18 protein-coding genes are annotated in these 20,511 nt (G+C 52.1%); 7 read left to right on the top strand and 11 right to left on the bottom strand.

Going from position 1 to position 20,511, the window contains the following annotated elements; all coding sequences use genetic code 11:
• Positions 1–3: 3 nt before the first annotated feature.
• From IV04_RS20300 to IV04_RS20270, 7 genes are all read right to left on the bottom strand, one after another.
• Positions 4–675, bottom strand: a complete 672-nt coding sequence (locus tag IV04_RS20300) for a molecular chaperone (protein ID WP_152562919.1) — start codon at positions 673–675, stop codon at positions 4–6.
• Entirely contained in the window at positions 644–1,336 is a 693-nt protein-coding gene (locus IV04_RS20295) for a hypothetical protein (RefSeq protein WP_072010932.1), read from the bottom strand. The genes IV04_RS20300 and IV04_RS20295 overlap by 32 nt, the downstream gene beginning before the upstream one ends.
• A 60-nt stretch (positions 1,337–1,396) precedes the next feature.
• A complete protein-coding gene (locus IV04_RS20290; RefSeq protein ID WP_051916885.1) occupies positions 1,397–3,649 on the bottom strand; it encodes a TcfC E-set like domain-containing protein in 2,253 nt (750 codons plus the stop codon).
• Positions 3,650–3,961: 312 nt separating this feature from the next.
• On the bottom strand, positions 3,962–4,459 hold the full coding sequence (locus tag IV04_RS20285; RefSeq protein ID WP_051916884.1) for a CS1 type fimbrial major subunit: 498 nt from the start codon (positions 4,457–4,459) through the stop codon (positions 3,962–3,964).
• 310 nt (positions 4,460–4,769) lie between these two features.
• Complete coding sequence (locus tag IV04_RS20280) at positions 4,770–5,762, bottom strand: LysR substrate-binding domain-containing protein (RefSeq protein WP_051916883.1); 993 nt, start codon at positions 5,760–5,762, stop codon at positions 4,770–4,772.
• A gap of 17 nt (positions 5,763–5,779) precedes the next feature.
• Positions 5,780–6,301, bottom strand: coding sequence for a chromate transporter (locus IV04_RS20275; RefSeq protein ID WP_037399440.1), 522 nt, complete (start codon positions 6,299–6,301; stop codon positions 5,780–5,782).
• Positions 6,298–6,864: a chromate transporter gene (locus tag IV04_RS20270; RefSeq protein ID WP_037399438.1), complete on the bottom strand. Its 567-nt coding sequence runs from the start codon at positions 6,862–6,864 to the stop codon at positions 6,298–6,300. Before IV04_RS20270 ends, IV04_RS20275 begins: the two co-directional genes overlap by 4 nt.
• A 231-nt stretch (positions 6,865–7,095) precedes the next feature.
• Here IV04_RS20270 and IV04_RS20265 point away from each other — a divergent pair, with 231 nt between their 5' ends.
• Both IV04_RS20265 and ogt read left to right on the top strand, forming a co-directional pair.
• On the top strand, positions 7,096–8,076 hold the full coding sequence (locus tag IV04_RS20265) for an MBL fold metallo-hydrolase (protein ID WP_037399436.1): 981 nt from the start codon (positions 7,096–7,098) through the stop codon (positions 8,074–8,076).
• 135 nt (positions 8,077–8,211) lie between these two features.
• Positions 8,212–8,736, top strand: coding sequence for a methylated-DNA--[protein]-cysteine S-methyltransferase (gene ogt / locus IV04_RS20260; protein ID WP_037399434.1), 525 nt, complete (start codon positions 8,212–8,214; stop codon positions 8,734–8,736).
• Here the strand turns inward: ogt and IV04_RS20255 are convergent.
• Positions 8,733–9,680 carry a sugar-binding transcriptional regulator gene (locus IV04_RS20255; RefSeq protein ID WP_037399432.1) on the bottom strand — a complete coding sequence of 316 codons (948 nt, stop codon included), beginning with the start codon at positions 9,678–9,680 and terminating at the stop codon, positions 8,733–8,735. The genes ogt and IV04_RS20255 overlap by 4 nt on opposite strands.
• Before the next feature lie 188 nt (positions 9,681–9,868).
• On the opposite strand from IV04_RS20255, the gene dalD reads away from it, so the two are divergent.
• The 5 genes from dalD to uspE all read left to right on the top strand — a co-directional run bounded on the left by dalD (position 9,869) and on the right by uspE (position 16,112).
• Positions 9,869–11,254 carry a D-arabinitol 4-dehydrogenase gene (gene dalD, locus IV04_RS20250; RefSeq protein WP_037399429.1) on the top strand — a complete coding sequence of 462 codons (1,386 nt, stop codon included), beginning with the start codon at positions 9,869–9,871 and terminating at the stop codon, positions 11,252–11,254.
• 12 nt (positions 11,255–11,266) lie between these two features.
• Positions 11,267–12,730, top strand: coding sequence for a xylulokinase (gene xylB / locus IV04_RS20245; protein WP_037399426.1), 1,464 nt, complete (start codon positions 11,267–11,269; stop codon positions 12,728–12,730).
• Between the two features lie 55 nt (positions 12,731–12,785).
• Complete coding sequence (locus IV04_RS20240; RefSeq protein WP_051916882.1) at positions 12,786–14,078, top strand: MFS transporter; 1,293 nt, start codon at positions 12,786–12,788, stop codon at positions 14,076–14,078.
• Positions 14,079–14,259: 181 nt separating this feature from the next.
• Positions 14,260–15,024 (top strand): fumarate/nitrate reduction transcriptional regulator Fnr, encoded by a 765-nt coding sequence (gene fnr / locus IV04_RS20235; protein WP_037399423.1) that lies wholly within the window; start codon positions 14,260–14,262, stop codon positions 15,022–15,024.
• A 125-nt stretch (positions 15,025–15,149) separates the two neighbouring features.
• The gene (gene uspE, locus IV04_RS20230) at positions 15,150–16,112 is read left to right on the top strand and encodes a universal stress protein UspE (RefSeq protein WP_037399420.1); all 963 of its coding nucleotides are present in this window, start codon (positions 15,150–15,152) and stop codon (positions 16,110–16,112) included.
• Between the two features lie 61 nt (positions 16,113–16,173).
• Here the strand turns inward: uspE and fabV are convergent, their stop codons facing one another.
• The 3 genes from fabV to pntA all read right to left on the bottom strand — a co-directional run bounded on the left by fabV (position 16,174) and on the right by pntA (position 20,506).
• Positions 16,174–17,367 carry an enoyl-ACP reductase FabV gene (gene fabV / locus IV04_RS20225; protein WP_037399417.1) on the bottom strand — a complete coding sequence of 398 codons (1,194 nt, stop codon included), beginning with the start codon at positions 17,365–17,367 and terminating at the stop codon, positions 16,174–16,176.
• Positions 17,368–17,577: 210 nt separating this feature from the next.
• Positions 17,578–18,966, bottom strand: coding sequence for a Re/Si-specific NAD(P)(+) transhydrogenase subunit beta (gene pntB / locus IV04_RS20220; RefSeq protein ID WP_037399414.1), 1,389 nt, complete (start codon positions 18,964–18,966; stop codon positions 17,578–17,580).
• A gap of 10 nt (positions 18,967–18,976) precedes the next feature.
• Entirely contained in the window at positions 18,977–20,506 is a 1,530-nt protein-coding gene (gene pntA, locus IV04_RS20215; RefSeq protein WP_037441271.1) for a Re/Si-specific NAD(P)(+) transhydrogenase subunit alpha, read from the bottom strand.
• Positions 20,507–20,511: the final 5 nt, after the last annotated feature.

Raw genomic sequence — 20,511 nt, 5'->3', positions numbered from 1 at the left:
CCTTCATGAGTGGCATAACAGCTGGAATGGTTTGCCTTCCACCTTGCCGCTCAGGCTCAGAGCCTCGATCCAATAGGGTGTCCCCGGGTAAACATTAACGTCATCCACGGTGCTGCCATTTACTTTCAGCTCGCTAAACTCCACTCGCACCGTACCGGTGGCTTCCAGTTGGATCCTCGTTGCCTCACAGCGATGTTGCCAGGTGGCGATTATCTTGCTGGGTAACTGACGGATCAGGCCCTTGAACCCTAGGCTGACTAACATCACATTGTCATGAGTATCACTGATGCCGGTCTGGTGCTGTGGTATCACCGCCAGGCGGTATACTTTTTCTTTTTCAGGTATTTTCATGGCGGTTAATTGCACCTGTTTTTCTTGGCGTGGCCCCAGAGAGAGTTTGAACGGAGTCGCGTACAGGTAAGGCTCTGTAATCAACCCTACCGGTATCATTTGTTCCTCTTTCGGTGGGACACCGGGGTTAGTGACCTGATACAACGTGATGTTGACAAACTCGGGTGTCGCGCCGTTATTAATAATCCGCACCACCGTCTGTTTGTCCTTCATCTCCACAACTTTCGGGCTAACATCGATCAGTGCCTGCGCCGCTCCCCAGGGAAATGCACATAACAGCACCTTTGCCGCCTTACGGGCAACGCACGTCAAATGGCTGACCATCTGCATTTCCTTTGAGTGTTTTTGCCTGGAAGATCAACGGCACACCTGGGAACACTTTCTGTTCTGCGGACATACTGCCCGCTGGGGTTGCCTGCAATTGACTGAACCGCGAGTGCACGGTTCCGGTAGCCGTCAGTTGCAACCCGTCCGCCGTACATTGGTGGGTCCAGCTATGGAATTGCGTTCCAGAAACCGGTAAATGGTGGACCAGTACCCCATAGGCCACCCCAAAAGTAAGCGGAGCGCTGATTTTGTCATGACGTTCCTCGCCAACGATCTTGATGCTGGAGATCGGTACGATATACAACCGATACAGCGTTTCTTTGGCGGGGGCTTTTAGCGCTACCAGGTTGATATCTCGTTTTTGCCCTGGCCCCAACGTCAATTTGGCTGGATTGGCCATCATTTCAGGTGCAGTAATATCACCGAGGTTGGTTTTACGCTCCGGGGTTTCACCGGGGTTTTCAATGCGTGCCAAGTCAATTTTCAAATACAGTGGCGTGTCGCCCAGGTTACTGACCTGTACGGTGCGGGTCTGTTGTCCCTCAATAGTGCTACGGGCAGGCATCACCATCAGTTGGCCGTCAGCCTGCGCCTTTCCGCCGAGAATAAGGAGGCCCAGAGCCAGCGTCATGCCTAGTGGCTTTATCATCAATTTCATCGTGTTCTCGTTTGTATTCGCTGTTTCAAATCGGCGAAGTGTCACTTGCTGCTGTTTGTCTCAGCCAGCAACGCACAGATACCGTCTATCTTTTGGCTGTTTCAGATCACAGCGGTAGCGCCCTTGTTTACCGGTGACGGTGATTTCTTTAATCAGTGTCGTAGAGGCGACCGAGAACAGACCGTTCGGATAAACGGTATCCCCCGTTTCGTTCACGGTGCCGCTCACCGGCCTCCCACGGCTGTCCACCAGGAAGCCGTTATACAGCAGGTTCAATTCCACTTCGGCTTTCACCGGGTACAACTGCCCTGGATGGGCGCGCGCCACGTTGGCCAGCAGGCGGATATTCATGTCGATGCCTGCATCCACCGCCTGTGCCCGTGCGAAGGTCACATCCTGATAGCTGTCCATGGGTACCGCATAGGTGCCGTTACCGCCCACAGGATTGCCTTCCACCTTGAAGCCGTATTGGGTGTCACCGAGTTTAGGTGTGGTGACCAACATCGCCGTGCCGTTCGGGCTGGTGCGCCCCAGCGTGACGCCGTCTTTGCTTGCCGCCAGCATGCCGTTATAGTTGAAACTGCTGCTGGTGATCTGGTCGTCTACGCCAAGGCGCAAAGAGGCATCCCCTCGGGTACCGCTGCGACGGGCATTCAGCCCCACCGCATTGCTGCGGCCAATTTCACTGAAGTCCACGCCCGCATAGCTAGTACCGGTGCTGTCTTCAAACTCACGGCTATAGCTGCCACCAACGTGCAATTTTCCTTTGCTGTAGGCAGCGTTCAGCGTGCCGGTGCTACGGTCCAGCATGATGGTGGTATTCAGATACAGCCCGTAGTTGTTGCTGCTGTTGTTATACCCACCTTTTTGTACCCCGGTAGAGATGACCGCCCAGACGCCGTTTCCGCGCCAGTTCCAGTTGCTTTGCCACTGATGGCGTTCGCTGTTGGCATAGCGGCTGTAGTTGTAACCCTGGCGGGTTGGGCCAAACTGGCGACTGTAGCCCAGTGAGGTGCTGTTACTGCTCCGGTAGAACTCGGACACCGAGGTATTCTGGTACTGCGACGCTGTCAAACGCCCCAGTTGCTGGTTACCCGCGCTCAGGTTGGCGTAACCGCCTACACGTTTTTCTCCAGCCATCACACCCACCGTTGGCGTGATTTCCACATCAGCGCTCTGCATTGGCCGGGTGAGGTTGTGCTCCATTGCCCAAGCGGTACCAGCACTTTTGAGCAGGGTACTGCTGGCCGCAAACCAGTTGGTCTGGAAATTGGCACCGGCGTTAAGGATACTTTTCTGTGTGTCCAACTCGTTACCTAACGTCAGGTACCAGCCTGAGCCGTCGCCGTAGTTGAGGTTGGCAATTTGCTGGTTTTCGGTACTGACCACCTGGCCGCTGTGGTTAACCAGCCGGACTTCGACACTGTAGAAGCCACCAGGTAACTGGTTGTAATCGATCTCGTTGCGACCAATCACCGCAGGCAGGCGACGGATAAGCCGCCCTTCACGATAGAATTCATAATCGCCGTCGGCAATAGCGAATAGCACCATTTTGCCGGTGGACTGGTTATCCCGCTTGAGGTTGTCCTGGCTACCCAAGGTGACAAATTGGTCAAAGCTTGGGTTGAGTGAGGTTCCGATGCTACCGGCGGCATTATCGCGGCTGTCCTGCCGCCCACTGCGCAGATAGGTAGTGGCGAAGTTTTTCTGCAAGTACCAGGTGCTGACACCTCGATCTATGGTTTGAGTATCGAAATTTTTGCTGTCGTTGTAGTACCAGTTCAGATAGGCATAGCTCTGTGCAGGTAAGCCGAGGTAGCCTTGGCCGTAGGTGGAAACCGCCCGGTATTCATTGGAGGCAGTGCGCACATCCAACGACTGGTTGTGGATGAAGCCCATCATGGTCTGGGGCTGCACATAACGCTGATTGCCATCGGTAATGGTCAACGACTGTTTTACCTTGTCCAACGACACCGTCTGGCCACTAACGGTGTAGTCGCAGCCGTTCGGGCAGACCGCATAAGGTATTTGCCCCAGCACTTTGTTAAGCAGCACTATCTGTTCTGCAGACACGCCGTTCTGGCGATACAGCGTTTCATCAAAGGTGAGGCGATTATTTTGTGCGGACCAATTTACGGTGCCAGGCAAAGGCCTACCGTCCAAAGTGGCTAGAAACTGCATGGATTTATCCTGCTCAACCTCAGAAAAGCCCGTAGGCACCTGATATTCGATCCGAGCTCCTTCAGCATAGGTGACAACCGATGGAGTCAGTAATAATAAACCTGTTGACCATCTTGAAGTAACGTTAAACATGAGAGTTCGTTCCGTAAGTAAGATAAATAGTATTGCCAATGATTTATTAGCCAGTCTGCGGTTAAACCATGTTTATTTTTAATCGCATCAGGTAAAGGTGAGCCCTAAAATTCTTACGCATAAATGCCTGTTAATATAACGAAGGGTATATGTAAGACATCATTGAGTTAATAGGGTTATTGGCGGATAACCCTATTTCGGCTTTTTCCAGGCGAAAAATAACTGCGTGTTTGAGCAATGAAGTGCAACCAACATCAATGCAGCTCGTAATAATACAAAAGCAATTGTTCAGACTTTCGCCATCAGGCCTATTTAAGCTTTAGGTTCAAACATCATGACCAGATCGCCTTGATACTGACCATTGGTGCTGCCTGTAGCATTAGTGGGTGCCTTGGCATTCACCTTTAGAGTATAAGTATTGTTGTAACCACCTGGTGCAGTGGTTGTCTGAGTGAGCTTAACCGGGGTCCCCTGAACCACAGGTTTACCGGCAAAGTTGACCGTCACGGCAGACAATTGTGCGCCATCAGCCCGAGTGATGATCAATGGTTGAACCAGTGAAACGTTAACCTCAGTATCCGTAGTATAAATACGGACCGGCAGATCATTGGATGCAAACTCAGTCTGGGTGTAGTCTTTGGCGAACAATTCCTCTTTGTCATACCAGGTGTTGCCGTCTGGTTTGGAAACAAAGATCGCGTCATTAATGGTTGCAACAATGGTAATTTCTTTTTTTACACCATCGGCAGCGTGTACCATACCAGTAGATAGAATAGCCATGGTGATAACGGAGAGTATGATTTTTTTCACTGCTAGTTTCCTTTTTTAAATTACTATGGCGTCCTTATCATTAAGAAACGTCCTCAGTAGGTGTTTTATACAGAAATACCGCTAGTTATCTGTAACTCGGTGAGTAAATGAAAATTTACCTGCATTTACTGTTCTCAGATGTGTGTAATTGAAAACTACCGACACCCCATATTGGTCAGTATTTTCTCTGACGGGGTGGACTATAAGAGCTTTCTCAGCTCTCGTGAAGACAACATTTATCAATCGGCGATAACAAAAGCTGATGTTAAAAAATAAAACAAATAAAGATCAATATGTTGAAATAAAAATTTTAGGTTCTGCAATACATTTCTATATCTCTTTTAAATTCATCTATTAACCACCTTGATACTGGGGATAATGGGAATTTGGCTTGGTAAATAACACAATACAGAGCATCTGGTATTTTCTCTTTCACCTTGATTACTGTTAATAAATTCTTCATGCAGGGGTCATTCAATATAGCCACTGGTGCCAGCATCAGATAATCCGCATTTAGGGTCATGTGTGTTCTGATTTGACCTGAATCGCCCCTTAAAATAGGGTTGTTACAGCCTTGGGAAAACAGGACGGTTTCAACCTGTTTTTGATAGCCAAACTGATCAGATGGTAAGCACCAATGAGCATCTTTCAGTTCTGCAATTGAGGTGCTGTGCTCTAACGGATGTCCTTTGCGTGCAACAATGCAGAATGGGATAGTAAACAGTGAATCTAGGGCAAACTCACTCATTGAGATATCGTTTACAATAATACTGATAGCAAAATCCAGTTGCCCAGTCCGTAAAGCAGGCAATAACTCGGTCAGTTGCCCTTCCGTTAATTTAATGTTGGTTTTCGGGAAGTACTCTTGGAAACGCCTAACCGCTTCAGGCAACACCGTGTAAATCAATGAGGATGAGAAACCGAAGGAAATGGTGCTGTCGTTGAATTTAGTAATATGCTCAATCTCTTTGATGCTGTTTTCAACATCTTTAATAATTTGCTGTACCCGGGTTTTGAAAACTTTCCCTATATCAGTCAACGTAATTCCGTTTGTTCCTCTTATAACCAGTTCAACGCCGACATATTCCTCTAACTCTTTCAGGCTCCGGGTCAAGGCGGGTTGTGATACATGTAATATCGCAGCAGCGGCACGTATACTTCCCATATCAGTAACAGACTGGAAAACCAACATTTGCTGTAACTTGGGTAGCTTTTTCATAAATTGCCTTGTGATTGCGTTGGTATCTGATTTAACTGTCATGGCATCAAAGAAATGATAGTGGAGTCCTCCACTCCGTGCCATGAACTCCCCTGTTATAATCAGGCAATCAGGAACCCCAACAGTGCCCCGCCAGCCAGGATCCACAGCGGGTGCAGACGCTTTTTCATCCCAAATACGGTAGCCAGCAGAGTCAGCAGCGCCAGTCGCCAGTTAGTGGCAGAGGCTTCAGTGATCAAGATGCCGCTGGCGACCACCAACCCGACCGTTATCGGCACCAGCCCGGCCTGCACAATACGCCGCCACGGTTGATCCTTAAACCGTGTCCAGGCTTTCATGACCAGTATGGTTAAAATGGAAGAGGGAACAAAATTTGCGGCTGCAGCTACCAGTAACCCACTCCAGCCCGCAACGTGCCAACCAATCAGCGGCACGATCATCATATTCGGCCCAGGAGCGGCCTGCGCCATGGCAAACAGAGCGCTGAATTCCTGTGCGCTCATCCATTGATGCACATCCACCACCTGCCGCTGCATTTCCGGCAAGATGGTTAAACCACCACCCAAAGCCATCAGCGAGAGCTGGCCAAAAATGATCGCCAACGCGACCAGTAGCGTAATCATCGCGGTTTCCTCCACGCCAGCAGCATACTCAGAGCAGCCAGTACCAGCATGGTGGGCAAAAGCGGTAAATGTAACCAGGCGATCGCTCCCAGACAAAGGGCTACGATCACTAATGCCAGCCATTTCCCCCACAGTGGCAACAGCATTTTTATACCGGTAGAAAGCAGCAACCCAGCCGCTGCCGCAGCCAACCCGGCGAAAATATGCTGCACATGGGGATCATTCTGAAAACGCGCATAAACTGCGCCTAAACCGATGACGATCACGGTGGGAGCGCAAATCAAACCGAGCAAGGCACAAAGTGCCCCACGCAAACCGCGAAACTCCATGCCAACCGCCACGGAAAGATTGATTACATTTCCCCCTGGCAGGAATTGGCACAAACCCAATAACTCGGTGAATTGTGCACCAGTCAGCCAGCGTTTTTTCTCAACCAGCATGCTGCGCGCCAATGGCAGTACCCCGCCAAAGCCGGTCAGGCCGAGCAGCAAAAAGCCGAGAAACAGTTGGGTGTTGTCCGGTGGTGCGCTCACTTCCGTGTGGGTGGCGTTAGAGATCGTCATAAGGTGTTCCATCCTGTGTATGTTGTTTACCCGCATGATGCTTGTGATGATGTCAGGTTGTCTAATGTATTCTCGCGGCCAGCAGAGCGCGTGCACCGAAAGCCATCAGCCATTCTTTCCCATTGATATTTCTGGTGGGTGAGCGCACTTGTTGGTATAAAATTTATTCTTGCCGCAATGTATTATCACTCAATGTAATTGCCTTTCTTCGTTCATCTAAAAGGGATCTTTATGACTCAATCATTTCGTCGCACGTTATTAGCCATCGCGCTGGCCTGTGCCAGCGTGGTGCCACACGTCAATGCTGCCAGTGTTCCCGCTCAGCAGCAGACCCAGGTTCCCGGTTACTATCGCATGATGCTGGGTAACATGGAGGTTACCGCGCTGTATGATGGATACACCCGTCTGCAAACCAACTTGTTCCACAATATCAGTGAACCTGACATGCAAAAGCTGTTGGCACGCATGTTTGTTGACAGTACTTCGGGTATGCAAACGGCGGTTAACGCATTCCTGGTGAATACCGGGACGCATCTGATCCTGGTGGATGCCGGTACAGCGCAGTGTTTTGGCCCAACGCTGGGGGCGATTCAGAGCAATTTGCGCGCTGCCGGTTACCAACCTGAGCAGGTCGATACCCTATTGCTGACCCACCTGCACCCGGATCACGCCTGCGGCATCAACGATCAGGGTAAAGCGGCCTTCCCTAACGCTACCCTGTATGTTGCCAAAGCGGAAGCGGACTACTGGTTGAGCAAGGAGGTCGCACAGAAAGCACCGCAAGGGGCCCAACCGATGTTCAAGCTGGCGCAAGAGTCAGTGGCACCTTATGAAGCTCAAAGTCGCCTTAAGCGCTATGCCCCCGGTGAGACTTTGTTCCCCGGCGTAGAAGTGGTTTCTACACCGGGTCACACACCGGGCCACAGCGCTTACCTGTTCAGCTCTGAAGGGCAGCAATTGTTGCTGTGGGGCGATATTGTTCATAGCCATTCATTGCAGTTTACCAAACCGGAAGTCTCGCTGGAGTTTGATACCGACAGCAAACAAGCCATCGCCACGCGGCTGAAAGTTTTTGCTGATGCGGCTAAAAAACAGCTTTGGGTGGGGGGCGCACACCTGCCATTCCCAGGATTGGGCCATGTCCGTGCTGAGAAATCAGGCTACGCATGGGTACCGATTGAATACGCCCCGGTAGCCAGTAAAAAGCCATAAGCTAACGCTGTCAGCACATGCATGATGATGCATGTGCTTCTCCTCTTTCGATGATTTACTTGATGTCCGAAAGTCGCCATCGTTTCTGGTTATTTCATGTAATAATCTGCACCTCAAACCTGAGGAGTGAATCACATGCAGACTTTTTTTATTGACCGTATGCCGACGCCAGTCGGTGAACTGGTGTTGATCGGTGACGAGCAAGGCCGCATGCGCGCTCTGGATTGGACCGATCACGAAGCTCGTCTGATGAAACTGTTGAACACCCACTACCGTGCCGATCGCTTTACGTTGCAAACGCAAGCGAATCCTGGCGGCCTGACCGAGCTGATGCAACGCTATTTTGCGGGTGATTTGGCGGTGATCGACCGTGTGCCGGTGATGACCGCCGGGACCGAGTTCCAGCGCAGCGTGTGGCAACAATTACGCCAGATCCCCTGCGGCGAAATTATTACCTACGGCGAATTGGCAAAACGCATTGGCCGCCCGACGGCTTCACGTGCGGTGGGTATGGCCAATGGCTCTAACCCGATCAGCATTGTCGTACCCTGCCACCGAGTCATTGGTGCGCAAGGCGCACTCACGGGGTATGCCGGTGGCGTGCAACGCAAACAGTGGTTGCTCAAGCATGAAGGCTATCTGCAAAAAGATCTGATTTAGCCGTTCAACAAAACCTGCGCACTCTCTTCGTCGGTCACCAGGCCGTTGATCCAGCGGCCCAACAAGGCGGCGCGAATGGCACGATGCTTTTCCACACCACCGGCAAAAGCGATCACCGGTTTTGCTGGCTGTTGCTGCAAGTTAACGCTGGTCAAACGCTGATCGAACTCGCTGGTTATCCGTTGCCCTGCGCTGTCAATGAAATGCCCCAGCATTTCGGCGACCGCATTAGCGGCGGACAACCGCTCAACCTCCTCTGCCGAAATAAACCCGTCTTTATGCAATGGGCATTGATATTCTATGGTGCCAATGCCGATAAAAGTGACATCGGCCTGGCTGGCCTTCTCGTTTACCGTGCGATAGATGCGGTGATTGCACCAGAGGGCGCGATCTTGCTCGCTATCGGCAAATAATGGTGCAGGCAGAATAAAGTAGCGCCCCTGGGTTTTCTCTGCCATCCATAATGGGACATCGTAGCGCGTACAGGAACCATCGGCGGCAATCGCCCCGATCAAGGACACGCAACTGTGCTGTGGCCGTTCAAAATCGGGCAACTCATCAATCGCCGCTTTCAGGCTGCGGCCAGAACCGACGCCAATGATCAGTGGCTGTTCAGCGCGGATAAACTGCGCCATCACTTCTGCACCGGCTACCGCCACCGCTCGATTTAACCCTGCACTGTCCATGCCCTGGCTGGGTACCACTTGGCACAAACTCAACCCGTAGCGTTCACTCAAGCGGGCAGACAGTTCCATGCAATGCCCCACCGGGTGCGAAATATTAACGCTGATCAGGCCGCTGTCGATCGCCAACGCCACCAAACGTTGCGCCACCTGGCGCGATACACCGAGCGCATCGGCAATCTCATGCTGGGTTTGCCCTGCCACGTAATACATCCAAGCCGCGCGTGCGGCCTGATCCAGTTTTTTATCGTGTCGACTCATGTAGTCACTCTGCCTTTTAACGCGAATGCCTCATTTTACTGGTATTTCTGTTGCCTGGAGCTATCGATTTGCACTTTTGTGAGCTAAAGCCCATTTAAAGGGCAAAAGTTTAATTAGTCTAGCAACAGAAAAGAGCAAATGCCCAATAATAGGGCTGATGCTCAAAAATACCTTTAACGGAGAACATTATGAGCAAAACCTTCAACGCTTCCCCTGCCGTTTGGCTACATATTGGTGCAGGTTCTTTTCATCGTGCTCATCAGGCCTGGTATTTGCACCGTTTGATGGCCAGTGGAGATACACGCTGGTCGATTACATTAGCCAACATTCGTGATGATGCAACACCATTGCTTAATGCACTGGCAGAACAAAACGGTGAATACGTGCTGGAAACCGTAACGCCCCAGGGAGAACGTGAGTACGAAACCATCACTTCCATTCGTAAAGTGATCGCTTGGGATAACGAACTCGCGGGCTTGATTGCTGAAGGTGCTAAGCCAGAAACCCGTATCATCTCTTTCACCGTAACCGAAGGGGGTTACTATCTGGATAACCAGTTCAATCTGGATCAAAGCAATGCCGATATTCAGGCGGATCTGCTGGGGAGTTGCCGTACTATTTATGGCACCATCGCTCAACTCTTAGCACACAGAAAACAGCTTAATGGTGACGCTGTCACGTTATTGAACTGCGATAACCTACGGCATAACGGTGAGCGCTTCCGCCATGGTTTGATGCAGTTTCTGCAACTACGCCAGGAAACGGCTCTGCTCGATTGGATTGAAAACCACACCCGTTGCCCGAATACCATGGTTGACCGCATTACGCCGCGCCCTTCTCCTGATGTGGCGCAACGCGTCGCGCAGGCTACCGGCTGGCAAGATCGTGCGCCAGTCATGGGGGAAGCCTTTATTCAGTGGGTGATCGAAGATGATTTTATCGCTGGGCGCCCGGCGCTGGAAAACGTGGGCGTTGAGCTGGTTGCATCGGTATTGCCGTACGAAGAAGCTAAAATCCGCATTCTCAATGCCAGCCACAGTTGTATTGCCTGGGCAGGCACGCTGCTCGGTCAACGTTTTATCCACGAAAGCACCGGAACGCCTGCGATCTACCAGTTAGCCTATGACTATGTGACGCAGGATGTGATCCCCTCGTTAACCCCGAGCCCGCTCGACTTGACTGCTTACCGTGACGTGGTTCTGGAACGTTTTAGTAACCCTTACATCCGTGACACCAACCAGCGCGTGGCAGCCGATGGCTTCTCTAAAATCCCCGGTTTTATCACCCCAACCTTGCAGGAATGCTATCAGCGCGGCCAGGAACCCGCTGCCACCGCCATGCTGCCTGCGCTGTTCTTTGTGTTTATGCAGCGCTGGCACCAGCAAAATCTGCCCTATGACTATCAGGATGGCATTCTGGATGCCGCCGCCGTGCATCAGATGTTCAACAGTGCCGATCCGGTGGCCGTTTTTGCCGCCGATGAAAAGCTGTTCAGCACCTTGGCTCACAGTGCGCCATTTGCCAAGTTGCTGCGCCAGTCGATCGACAAGGTCAACCAGTGGTTGGCGCAATAACGGGAGCAGCTCATGTATTTAGGACTCGATTTAGGCACCTCAGAAATCAAAGCCGTAGTGATCGATGACAGCGGCAACGTTCTCGCCAGCGCAGGAGAGCCCCTGACGGTGCAGCGGCCACATCCATACTGGGCTGAACAGGATCCCGCCGAATGGTGGCGCGCTACGCAGGCGGTAATTGCCCGCCTGCGCAGTAAAATACCGCAGCAATGGCCGCTGATTCGCTCACTGGGTTTGTCCGGTCAAATGCACGGCGCGGTATTGCTCAACCGCGATAATCAGGTATTGCGTCCGGCTATTTTGTGGAACGACACCCGCAGCGCCGAACAGTGTCAACAATTGACGCAAAGCGCGCCGGAGTTGCGCCATATTGCTGGCAATCTCGCTATGCCCGGTTTCACTGCGCCAAAGCTGCTGTGGGTAGCACGGTATGAACCAGAGATTTTCGCGCAGACCACCACGGTGTTACTGCCGAAAGATTTTCTGCGTTGGATGATGAGCGGTGACAAAGTCTCTGAGATGTCGGACGCTGCCGGGACTTTGTGGCTCGATGTGGCAAAACGCGACTGGTCGGATAGCCTGCTCGCTGCCTGTGGTCTGACGCGCGATCATATGCCACGTTTGGTCGAAGGCAGTGAGGCTTCTGGCTATTTGAAAGGCGATATCGCCCGTGCCTGGGGTTTGCGTGACAATGTCACCATTGCCGGGGGCGGTGGTGATAACGCCGCCAGCGCGGTAGGTATTGGTGCAGTCAATCCTGGCGATGCTTTTATCTCTTTAGGCACATCTGGCGTGCTGTTTGCGGTTAACGATCGTTTCCGCCCGAACCCACAATCTGCTGTGCATGCTTTCTGCCATGCCTTGCCCGAACGTTGGCATCAGATGAGTGTGATGCTCACCGCTGCCAGTGCCTTACGCTGGTTCTGCCAACTGGTAGGCAGTAATGAAACCACACTGCTGGCCGAGATTGCCCAAATGAATCAGGCTGAACAGCGCTTGGCACCTGTATTCCTGCCCTATCTTTCTGGTGAGCGTACCCCGCATAACGATCCTTTAGCTCAAGGGGCTTTCCATGGCTTAACCCATGCACACCAACGTGCAGCGCTGGGATATGCCGTGCTTGAGGGTGTGGCATTCGGCATGGCCGATGGGCTGGGGGTTCTGCTGCAGGCAGGAACGCGGCTGGAGCAATGTTCACTGATCGGCGGAGGTGCGCGCAGCGAGCATTGGGCACAGTTGATGGCCGATGTGCTGAATCTGCCAGTGGTTACCCATCAAGGGGGCGAAGCCGGTGGTGCATTGGGTGCCGCCCGCTTGGGTTGGCTGGCCGACGGCGGTTGCGTGGCACAAGTTTGCCGTAAACCCGCCATCGAACGCAGTTTCCTGCCTGACGGTGAGCGCCAGCCGATGCTGATTGAACGGCTGGCCGTTTACCGCCAGTTATATCAACAACAGTTGGCACTGCGCCGGGCATAACCCGGTGCAATAAATAATAAAAACCTGTTCCCTTACACTTACGTTGGAGTTTGCTATGCAAGAAACGCACAAGCACTGGTTTGGGTTGCCGATGAACCTGCTCTGGGGTTATATCGCGATTGCGGTATTTATGAGTGGCGATGGCTTCGAAATGGCCTTTCTGTCAAAACACATTACCGATATGGGGTTCTCACCCGCGCAATCGGCGCTGGTGTTTACCGTGTATGGCTTGGCCGCTGCGCTAGCCGCCTGGAGTTCTGGGGTCGTGGCAGAAATTATTACCCCGCAGAAAGCGATGCGCATCGGCTTTATCCTGTGGGTGGTGATGCACGCGCTGTTTATGCTGTTCGGTTTGGGAATGAGGAACTACCCGCTGATGCTGTTGTTCTACGGCATTCGCGGGCTGGCTTATCCGTTGTTCATCTATTCCTTTGTGATGCTGGTTGTCCAGAACGTGCCAAAGCAGCAACTCTCCTCGGCGATGGGTTGGTTCTGGGCGATGTATTCCATCGGCATCGGTTGTGTAGGCAGCTATCTGCCCAGCTTCACTATTCCGTTGATCGGTGAAACCGGCACGCTGTGGTTTGCCATTGTCTGGGTAGCTGCCGGGGGCCTTATGGCCTTGATACTGCTGCGCAATGTGGGGCAAGCCAGCAGCAAAGCAGATTTGACGCCGAAAGAGAAACTGAAAGAACTTTCGCGGGCGGTGACTATTTTGTTCACCAACCGCAATATCTTCCTCGCCAGCCTGATCCGTATCATCAATACGCTGTCGCTGTTTGGTTTTGCGGTGATCATGCCGATGCTGTTTGTTGGCCGTTTGGGGTTCAGTATGTCTGAATGGCTGCAAATCTGGGCCGTATTCTTCTTCGTCACCATTTTTACCAACATTATGTGGGGTATTCTAGGCGAAAAAATCGGCTGGATGCGGCAGGTGCGCTGGTTTGGCTGCATTGGTTGCGCCATTTCCAGCTTGGCCTTCTATTATCTGCCGGTGTATTTCGGCCACAACTTCTGGGCAGCACTGATCCCGGCGATCATGTTGGGGATCACCGTGGCGGCCTTTGTGCCAATGACGGCAGTCTTCCCGGTGCTGGAACCAGAACATAAAGGGGCAGCTATTTCGATCTATAACCTGTCCGCAGGCCTGAGCAATTTTGCCGCACCGGCCATTGCTTCCGTTATTTTGCCCTTCTTCGATATTGTTGGCGTGGTGTGGGTGTATACCGGGCTTTATCTGGTGGCCGCAGCCTTGACGCTGGTGGTTAAAGTTGAACAACCGGGTCATAACTCGGTGCCACACTATCGATTAGGTAACGAGGTATTGGCCAAAAATACCGCCCAATAACTGAAAAACCAGCCGGAACCTTATTTGCTGCCGCCTGCGCATAGGATTATTGCGCAGCGCGGTGGCCCTTCACCGTTTAAGATTCGCGCATAATAACCCTGATCTTGTTATTGCTGCTCTTATCACCTGCCTCAAAAGATGTTAAAATTGACTCATATCAATTATTGCATGAGCGTAATCTATGATCCCGGAAAAGCGCGTGATTCGACGTATTCAGTCAGGTGGTTGTGCGATCCATTGCCAAGACTGCAGCATCAGCCAACTGTGCATCCCTTTTACCCTAAATACTCACGAGTTAGACCAACTCGACAATATCATTGAAAGGAAAAAGCCGATCCAGAAAGGCCAAACGTTGTTCAAAGCGGGCGACGAGTTAAAGTCCCTGTACGCGATCCGTTCCGGCACCATCAAAAGTTACACGATCACCGAGCAAGGTGATGAGCAGATTACCGGTTTCCATTTAGCAGGCGATCTGGTGGGGTTTGATGCTATTGGCGGCATGAAGCACCCAAGTTTTGCCCAGGCGCTAGAAACCTCGATGGTATGTGAAATCCCTTTCGAAACGTTAGACGATCTTTCCGGCAAAATGCCTAACCTGCGTCAGCAAATCATGCGGCTGATGAGCGGTGAAATCAAAGGCGATCAGGATATGATCCTGCTGCTGTCGAAGAAAAATGCGGAAGAACGTTTAGCCGCTTTTGTCTATAACCTATCACGGCGCTTTGCTGAGCGCGGTTTCTCACCGCGTGAATTCCGCCTGACCATGACACGTGGCGACATCGGTAACTATCTTGGCCTGACCGTTGAAACCATCAGCCGTTTGCTGGGGCGCTTCCAGAAAAGTGAAATCCTCAGCGTGAAAGGCAAATATATCACCATCGAAAATGTCGATGCGTTATCACAACTGGCTGGTACATCACAGATTAACGTGTCCGTCAGCGTTTGATGCTCCCCAGGCCAATAATTCGCTGAAATTATTGGCCTGGTACTTCTCTGCCACTGTCCAGTTTCCCAATGTTGAGTTACTCTGTAATTGAACAAGCTGTTGATCTACAGCTGTAAGGAGGCCCTATGGCGAAGTATCAGAATATTCTGGTGGCTATTGACCCCAACCAGGACGATCAACCGGCACTCCGCCGGGCAGTTTACCTGGTAAAACGGAATGGTGGGCGTATCAAGGCCTTCCTTCCTATCTATGACTTCTCTTACGAAATGACCACCCTGCTTTCACCGGATGAACGTACTGCCATGCGGCAAGGGGTGATCAACCAACGCGCAGCGTGGATTAAAGAGCAGTGCCGTTTTTATCTTGAAGACGGCGTTCCCATTGAAATCAAAGTGGTATGGCACAATCGCCCCTACGAAGCCATTATTCAGGAAGTCTTGAGTAGCAATCATGATTTGTTGCTGAAGATGGCGCACCAGCATGATCGGCTGGAATCACTGATTTTTACCCCAACTGATTGGCACCTGCTGCGAAAATGCCCTTGCCCAGTCTGGATGGTGAAAGATCAGCCTTGGCCCGAGGGCGGTAAAGCGTTGGTTGCTGTCAATCTCTCCAGTGAAGAGGCGTATCATGATCCACTCAACATACGCCTGGTGCACGAGACTCTTGAACTGGCACAGAATGTCGATCAAACCGAGGTGCATTTGGTCGGTGCCTATCCGGTTACCCCGATTAATATCGCTATCGAACTGCCAGATTTTGACCCCAGCGTTTATAACGACGCCATTCGCGGGCAACATCTGATCGCCATGAAGGCGCTAAGACAGAAATTCCATATCAAAGAAGAGTTCACCCACGTTGAGAAAGGTTTGCCGGAAGAAGTCATTCCAGACTTGGCCGAGCATCTGCAAGCGGGGGTGGTCGTGCTAGGCACGCTCGGGCGCACTGGGATTTCTGCCGCATTTATCGGCAATACCGCAGAACATGTGATCGACCAGTTGAAGTGCGATCTGTTAGTGCTGAAACCCGATGACTTCAACTGCCCGATCGAGGTAGATGAAGACGATGAACATGACGATGAAGATTAAAGCCGTAGGGTTTTGAGACAAAAACAGGGCCGAAAGGCCCTGTTTGCTATTGAGAGAAAACTTACAGTTCGATCACGTCGAAGCGCACGTCTGGATTGACTTCGGCGTCGTAATCCACTTCTTCCAGGCCAAAACCGAACAGGCGCAGGAATTCCTGCTTGTAACCGGTGTAGTCGGTCAGCTCGCTCAGATTTTCAGAAGTGATTGATGGCCACAAATCGCGGCACGCCTGCTGGACATCGTCACGCAGTTCCCAATCATCCATACGAATGCGGGCATGATCGTCCAGCGGCAGCTCATCGCCGTACAGGCGGGTATGCATCAGGCGGGCTACCTGTTCCATACAACCTTCATGAATCCCTTTTTCTTTCATGATTTTGAAGGCCATAGAGATGTACAGCGGCATCACCGGGATAGCGGAAGAAGCCTGAGTCACTACCGACTTCAGCACGGCAACATGAGCAGTGCCGCCTTTGGCGGCCAGCTTGCCACGAATGGCCGTTGCTGCGCGATCCAAGTCTTCTTTGGCACGGCCCAGCGTACCATGCCAGTAAATTGGCCAGGTCAGATCGGTACCAATATAAGAGTAAGCGACAGATTTAGCCCCTTCAGCCAGCACCCCGGCGTTTTCCAGTGCCGACATCCACAGTTCCCAATCCTGCCCGCCCATTACGGTAATCGTGTTCTGAATTTCTTCTTCGGTTGCCGGTTCAATGGTCGCGGTGATGATTTGATCTTTATTGGTATCGATGGCCGTCGTGGTATACACCTCGCCGATCGGCTTCAGCGCAGAGCGGACGATTTCGCCGGTTTCTGGCATTTTGCGCACTGGCGAAGCCAGTGAATAAACCACCAAGTCGATCTGGCCCAAATCGGCCTTGATCAGTTCAATCACCTTGTCACGGCATTCATTGGAGAAGGCATCACCGTTGATGCTCTTGGCATACAGCCCTTCTTCTTTGGCCGCTTTGTCAAACGCCGCCGAGTTGTACCAGCCAGCGGTGGCAGGCTTGCTTTCTGTACCGGCCTTTTCAAAGAACACGCCAATGGTGGCAGCACCGCTACCAAACGCAGTAGCAATACGTGAAGCCAGACCATAACCGGTAGAAGCACCGATCACCAACACACGTTTAGGGCCATTAGCAATGGTGCCTTGTGCTTTAGTGTAAGCAATCTGACGACGAACATTGGCTTCGCAACCCACTGGATGAGTGGTGGTGCAGATAAAGCCGCGAACCTTAGGTTTGATAATCATAGTGAGTCTAGGATCCGTTAAATGGATGAAATCGGGACATAAGATACCTCATTGTGCCCCTTCGTGGTGATCTGATGTGTTGAATTGTACAAACCTTGAACTGATTTTATTAAATTAAGCACAAACATCACGATCAATGGTGAAAATTTAACATTATTATGGCGAAAAAAAACACGAGCCTAAACCCGTGTTTTATCTTGTGGCGGCTGATTACAGTGCGCGCAGGATCGCTTCCACGCTAGCTTTGGCATCGCCAAACAGCATCTGGGTGTTCTCTTTAAAGAACAGCGGGTTCTGCACACCGGCGTAACCGGTATTCATCGAACGTTTAAACGCAATAACGTTTTGCGCTTTCCACACTTCCAGCACCGGCATCCCCGCAATTGGGCTGCGTGGGTCTTCCAACGCCGCCGGGTTCACCGTGTCGTTAGCACCGATCACCAGCACGGTGTCGGTATCAGGGAAGTCTTCGTTGATTTCGTCCATCTCCAGCACCACGTCGTACGGTACTTTAGCTTCCGCTAACAGCACGTTCATATGGCCTGGTAAACGGCCCGCAACCGGGTGAATACCGAAACGCACTTTGATGCCGCGAGCACGCAGCTTCTCGGTGATTTCCGCCACTGGATACTGCGCTTGCGCTACCGCCATGCCGTAACCTGGGGTGATGATCACTGAGGTTGAGTTCTTCAACTGTTCAGCCACTTCTTCCGCCGTGGTTTCACGGTATTCGCCCATTTCTTCTGCGTCACCGGTTGAGGAACCATCGGTACCGAAACCACCGGCAATCACGCTGATAAACGAACGGTTCATCGCTTTACACATGATGTAAGACAGGATCGCACCGGAAGAACCAACCAGTGCGCCAGTCACGATCAACAGATCGTTGCTCAGCATGAAACCTGCCGCTGCCGCTGCCCAACCGGAATACGAGTTGAGCATTGACACCACCACTGGCATATCGGCACCGCCGATCGAGGCCACCAGATGCCAACCGAAGCCGAGCGCGATAATCGTCATGATCAGCAGCGCAAACACTTCCCAACCCACACTGTTGGTACGCACGAACAGCACCATGAGCAGGAAAGAAACCACGATTGCCGCCAGATTCAGCTTGTGACGATGAGGCAGCATCAACGGTTTGGAGGAAATAATACCGCGCAGCTTACCGAATGCCACGATCGAACCGGTAAAGGTTACCGCACCGATGAAGATGCCGAGGAACACTTCGGTAAGATGGATATTGACCATCACCGGATCCATCGGTGCGCCGTGATCCAGATAGCTATTGAAGCCCACCAGAACCGCCGCCAGGCCCACGAAACTGTGCAGCACGGCCACCAGTTCTGGCATTTCGGTCATTTCGACCTTCTTCGCCAGATAGATACCGATAGAACCACCCACGATCATCGCGATAATGATCCAACCTACGTTGCCGGAATGCGGCCCGAGGATGGTGGCGATCAACGCAATCGCCATCCCGGCGACGCCAAACAGGTTACCCTGCTTCGACGTTTCATGGCGCGACAGGCCCGCCAGGCTGAAAATAAACAAGATAGCGGCAACAATGTATGCAGCTGTAACTAATCCACCAGACATTTGCTACCCCTTAGTTTTTGCGGAACATTTTCAGCATGCGCTGAGTCACGGTGAAACCACCGAAAATGTTGATGCTGGCAATCAGCACGGCAATAAAGGAGAGGAAACTCACCCAGCCGCCGTGGCCAATCTGTAATAACGCACCGACCACAATGATCCCTGAGATCGCATTAGTCACCGACATCAACGGGGTATGCAACGCATGGCTGACGTTCCAGACCACGTAGTAACCCACCACGCAGGCCAGCGCAAACACGGTGAAGTGCGACAGGAACTCCTTCGGTGCCGAGTTGGCGAACCAGCCAAACAGCACGATCGCCAGTGTGATCAGACCGTATTTCACCCAAGGTGAAGTCGGCTTCTTCTCTATTTTTTCCAACGGAGCTGCCGCCTGAGCCTGTTTCGGCTGAGCGGAAACCTGAATTGGCGGTGCTGGCCAGGTGACTTCACCGTCACGTACCACGGTCACGCCACGGATGACAGTGTCTTCGAAATCGATATCGATCTCGCCATTCTTCTCTTTCGCCAACAGCTTCAACAAGTTAACCAGGTTGGTACCGTAGAGCTGTGAGGATTGTGTCGGCAGACGGCTTGGCAGGTCGGTGTAACCGATGATTTTCACGCCGTTCTCGGTCATGGTCACCTGATCGGCTACGGTCAGTTCGCAGTTACCGCCGGTTTGCGCTGCCAGATCGACAATCACGCTGCCCGGTTTCATCGAAGCCACCATCTCTTTGGTGATCAGCTTCGGTGCCGGTTTGCCTGGGATCAGCGCGGTGGTGACAATAATGTCCACTTCTTCCGCCTGAGCAGCAAACAGCGCCATCTCGGCCTTGATAAAGGCTTCCGACATCACTTTGGCATAGCCGTCACCGCTGCCCGCCTCTTCCTCAAAGTCTAACTCGAGGAATTCCGCACCCATACTCTGCACTTGCTCTTTTACTTCCGGGCGAGTATCGAAGGCACGCACGATGGCCCCCATGCTGCCAGCGGCACCAATGGCGGCCAAGCCAGCTACGCCTGCACCGATAATCATCACTTTTGCCGGTGGAACCTTACCCGCAGCGGTGATTTGGCCGGTGAAGAAACGCCCGAACTCATGTGCAGCTTCAACGATAGCGCGATAACCCGCGATGTTGGCCATCGAACTCAATGCATCCAGAGACTGTGCACGGGAAATGCGCGGCACAGAATCCATCGCCATGGCGGTAACCTTGCGAGCCGCCAGTTTTGCCATCAATTCCGGGTTTTGCGCTGGCCAGATAAAGCTGACCAATGTGCTCCCTTCACGCATTAACGCGATTTCGTCCTCTTGTGGCGCGTTAACTTTCAGAATCAGATCCGATTGCCACACATCCGTGGTATCGGTAATTGTCGCTCCAGCAGCTTCATAAGCGACATCCTCAAAGCTTGCCAATTTACCCGCCCCGCTTTCGATCGCGACGGTAAAGCCCAGTTTCAGCAATTGTTCTACCGTTTTCGGCGTTGCTGCAACACGGGCTTCATTGGCCAACCGTTCTCTTGGTACACCAATACGCATAATGT

The organism is Serratia sp. Ag1 (assembly GCF_000743355.1).
GTDB lineage: Bacteria > Pseudomonadota > Gammaproteobacteria > Enterobacterales > Enterobacteriaceae > Chania.
This window is presented reverse-complemented; position numbering and strand designations above follow the sequence as displayed.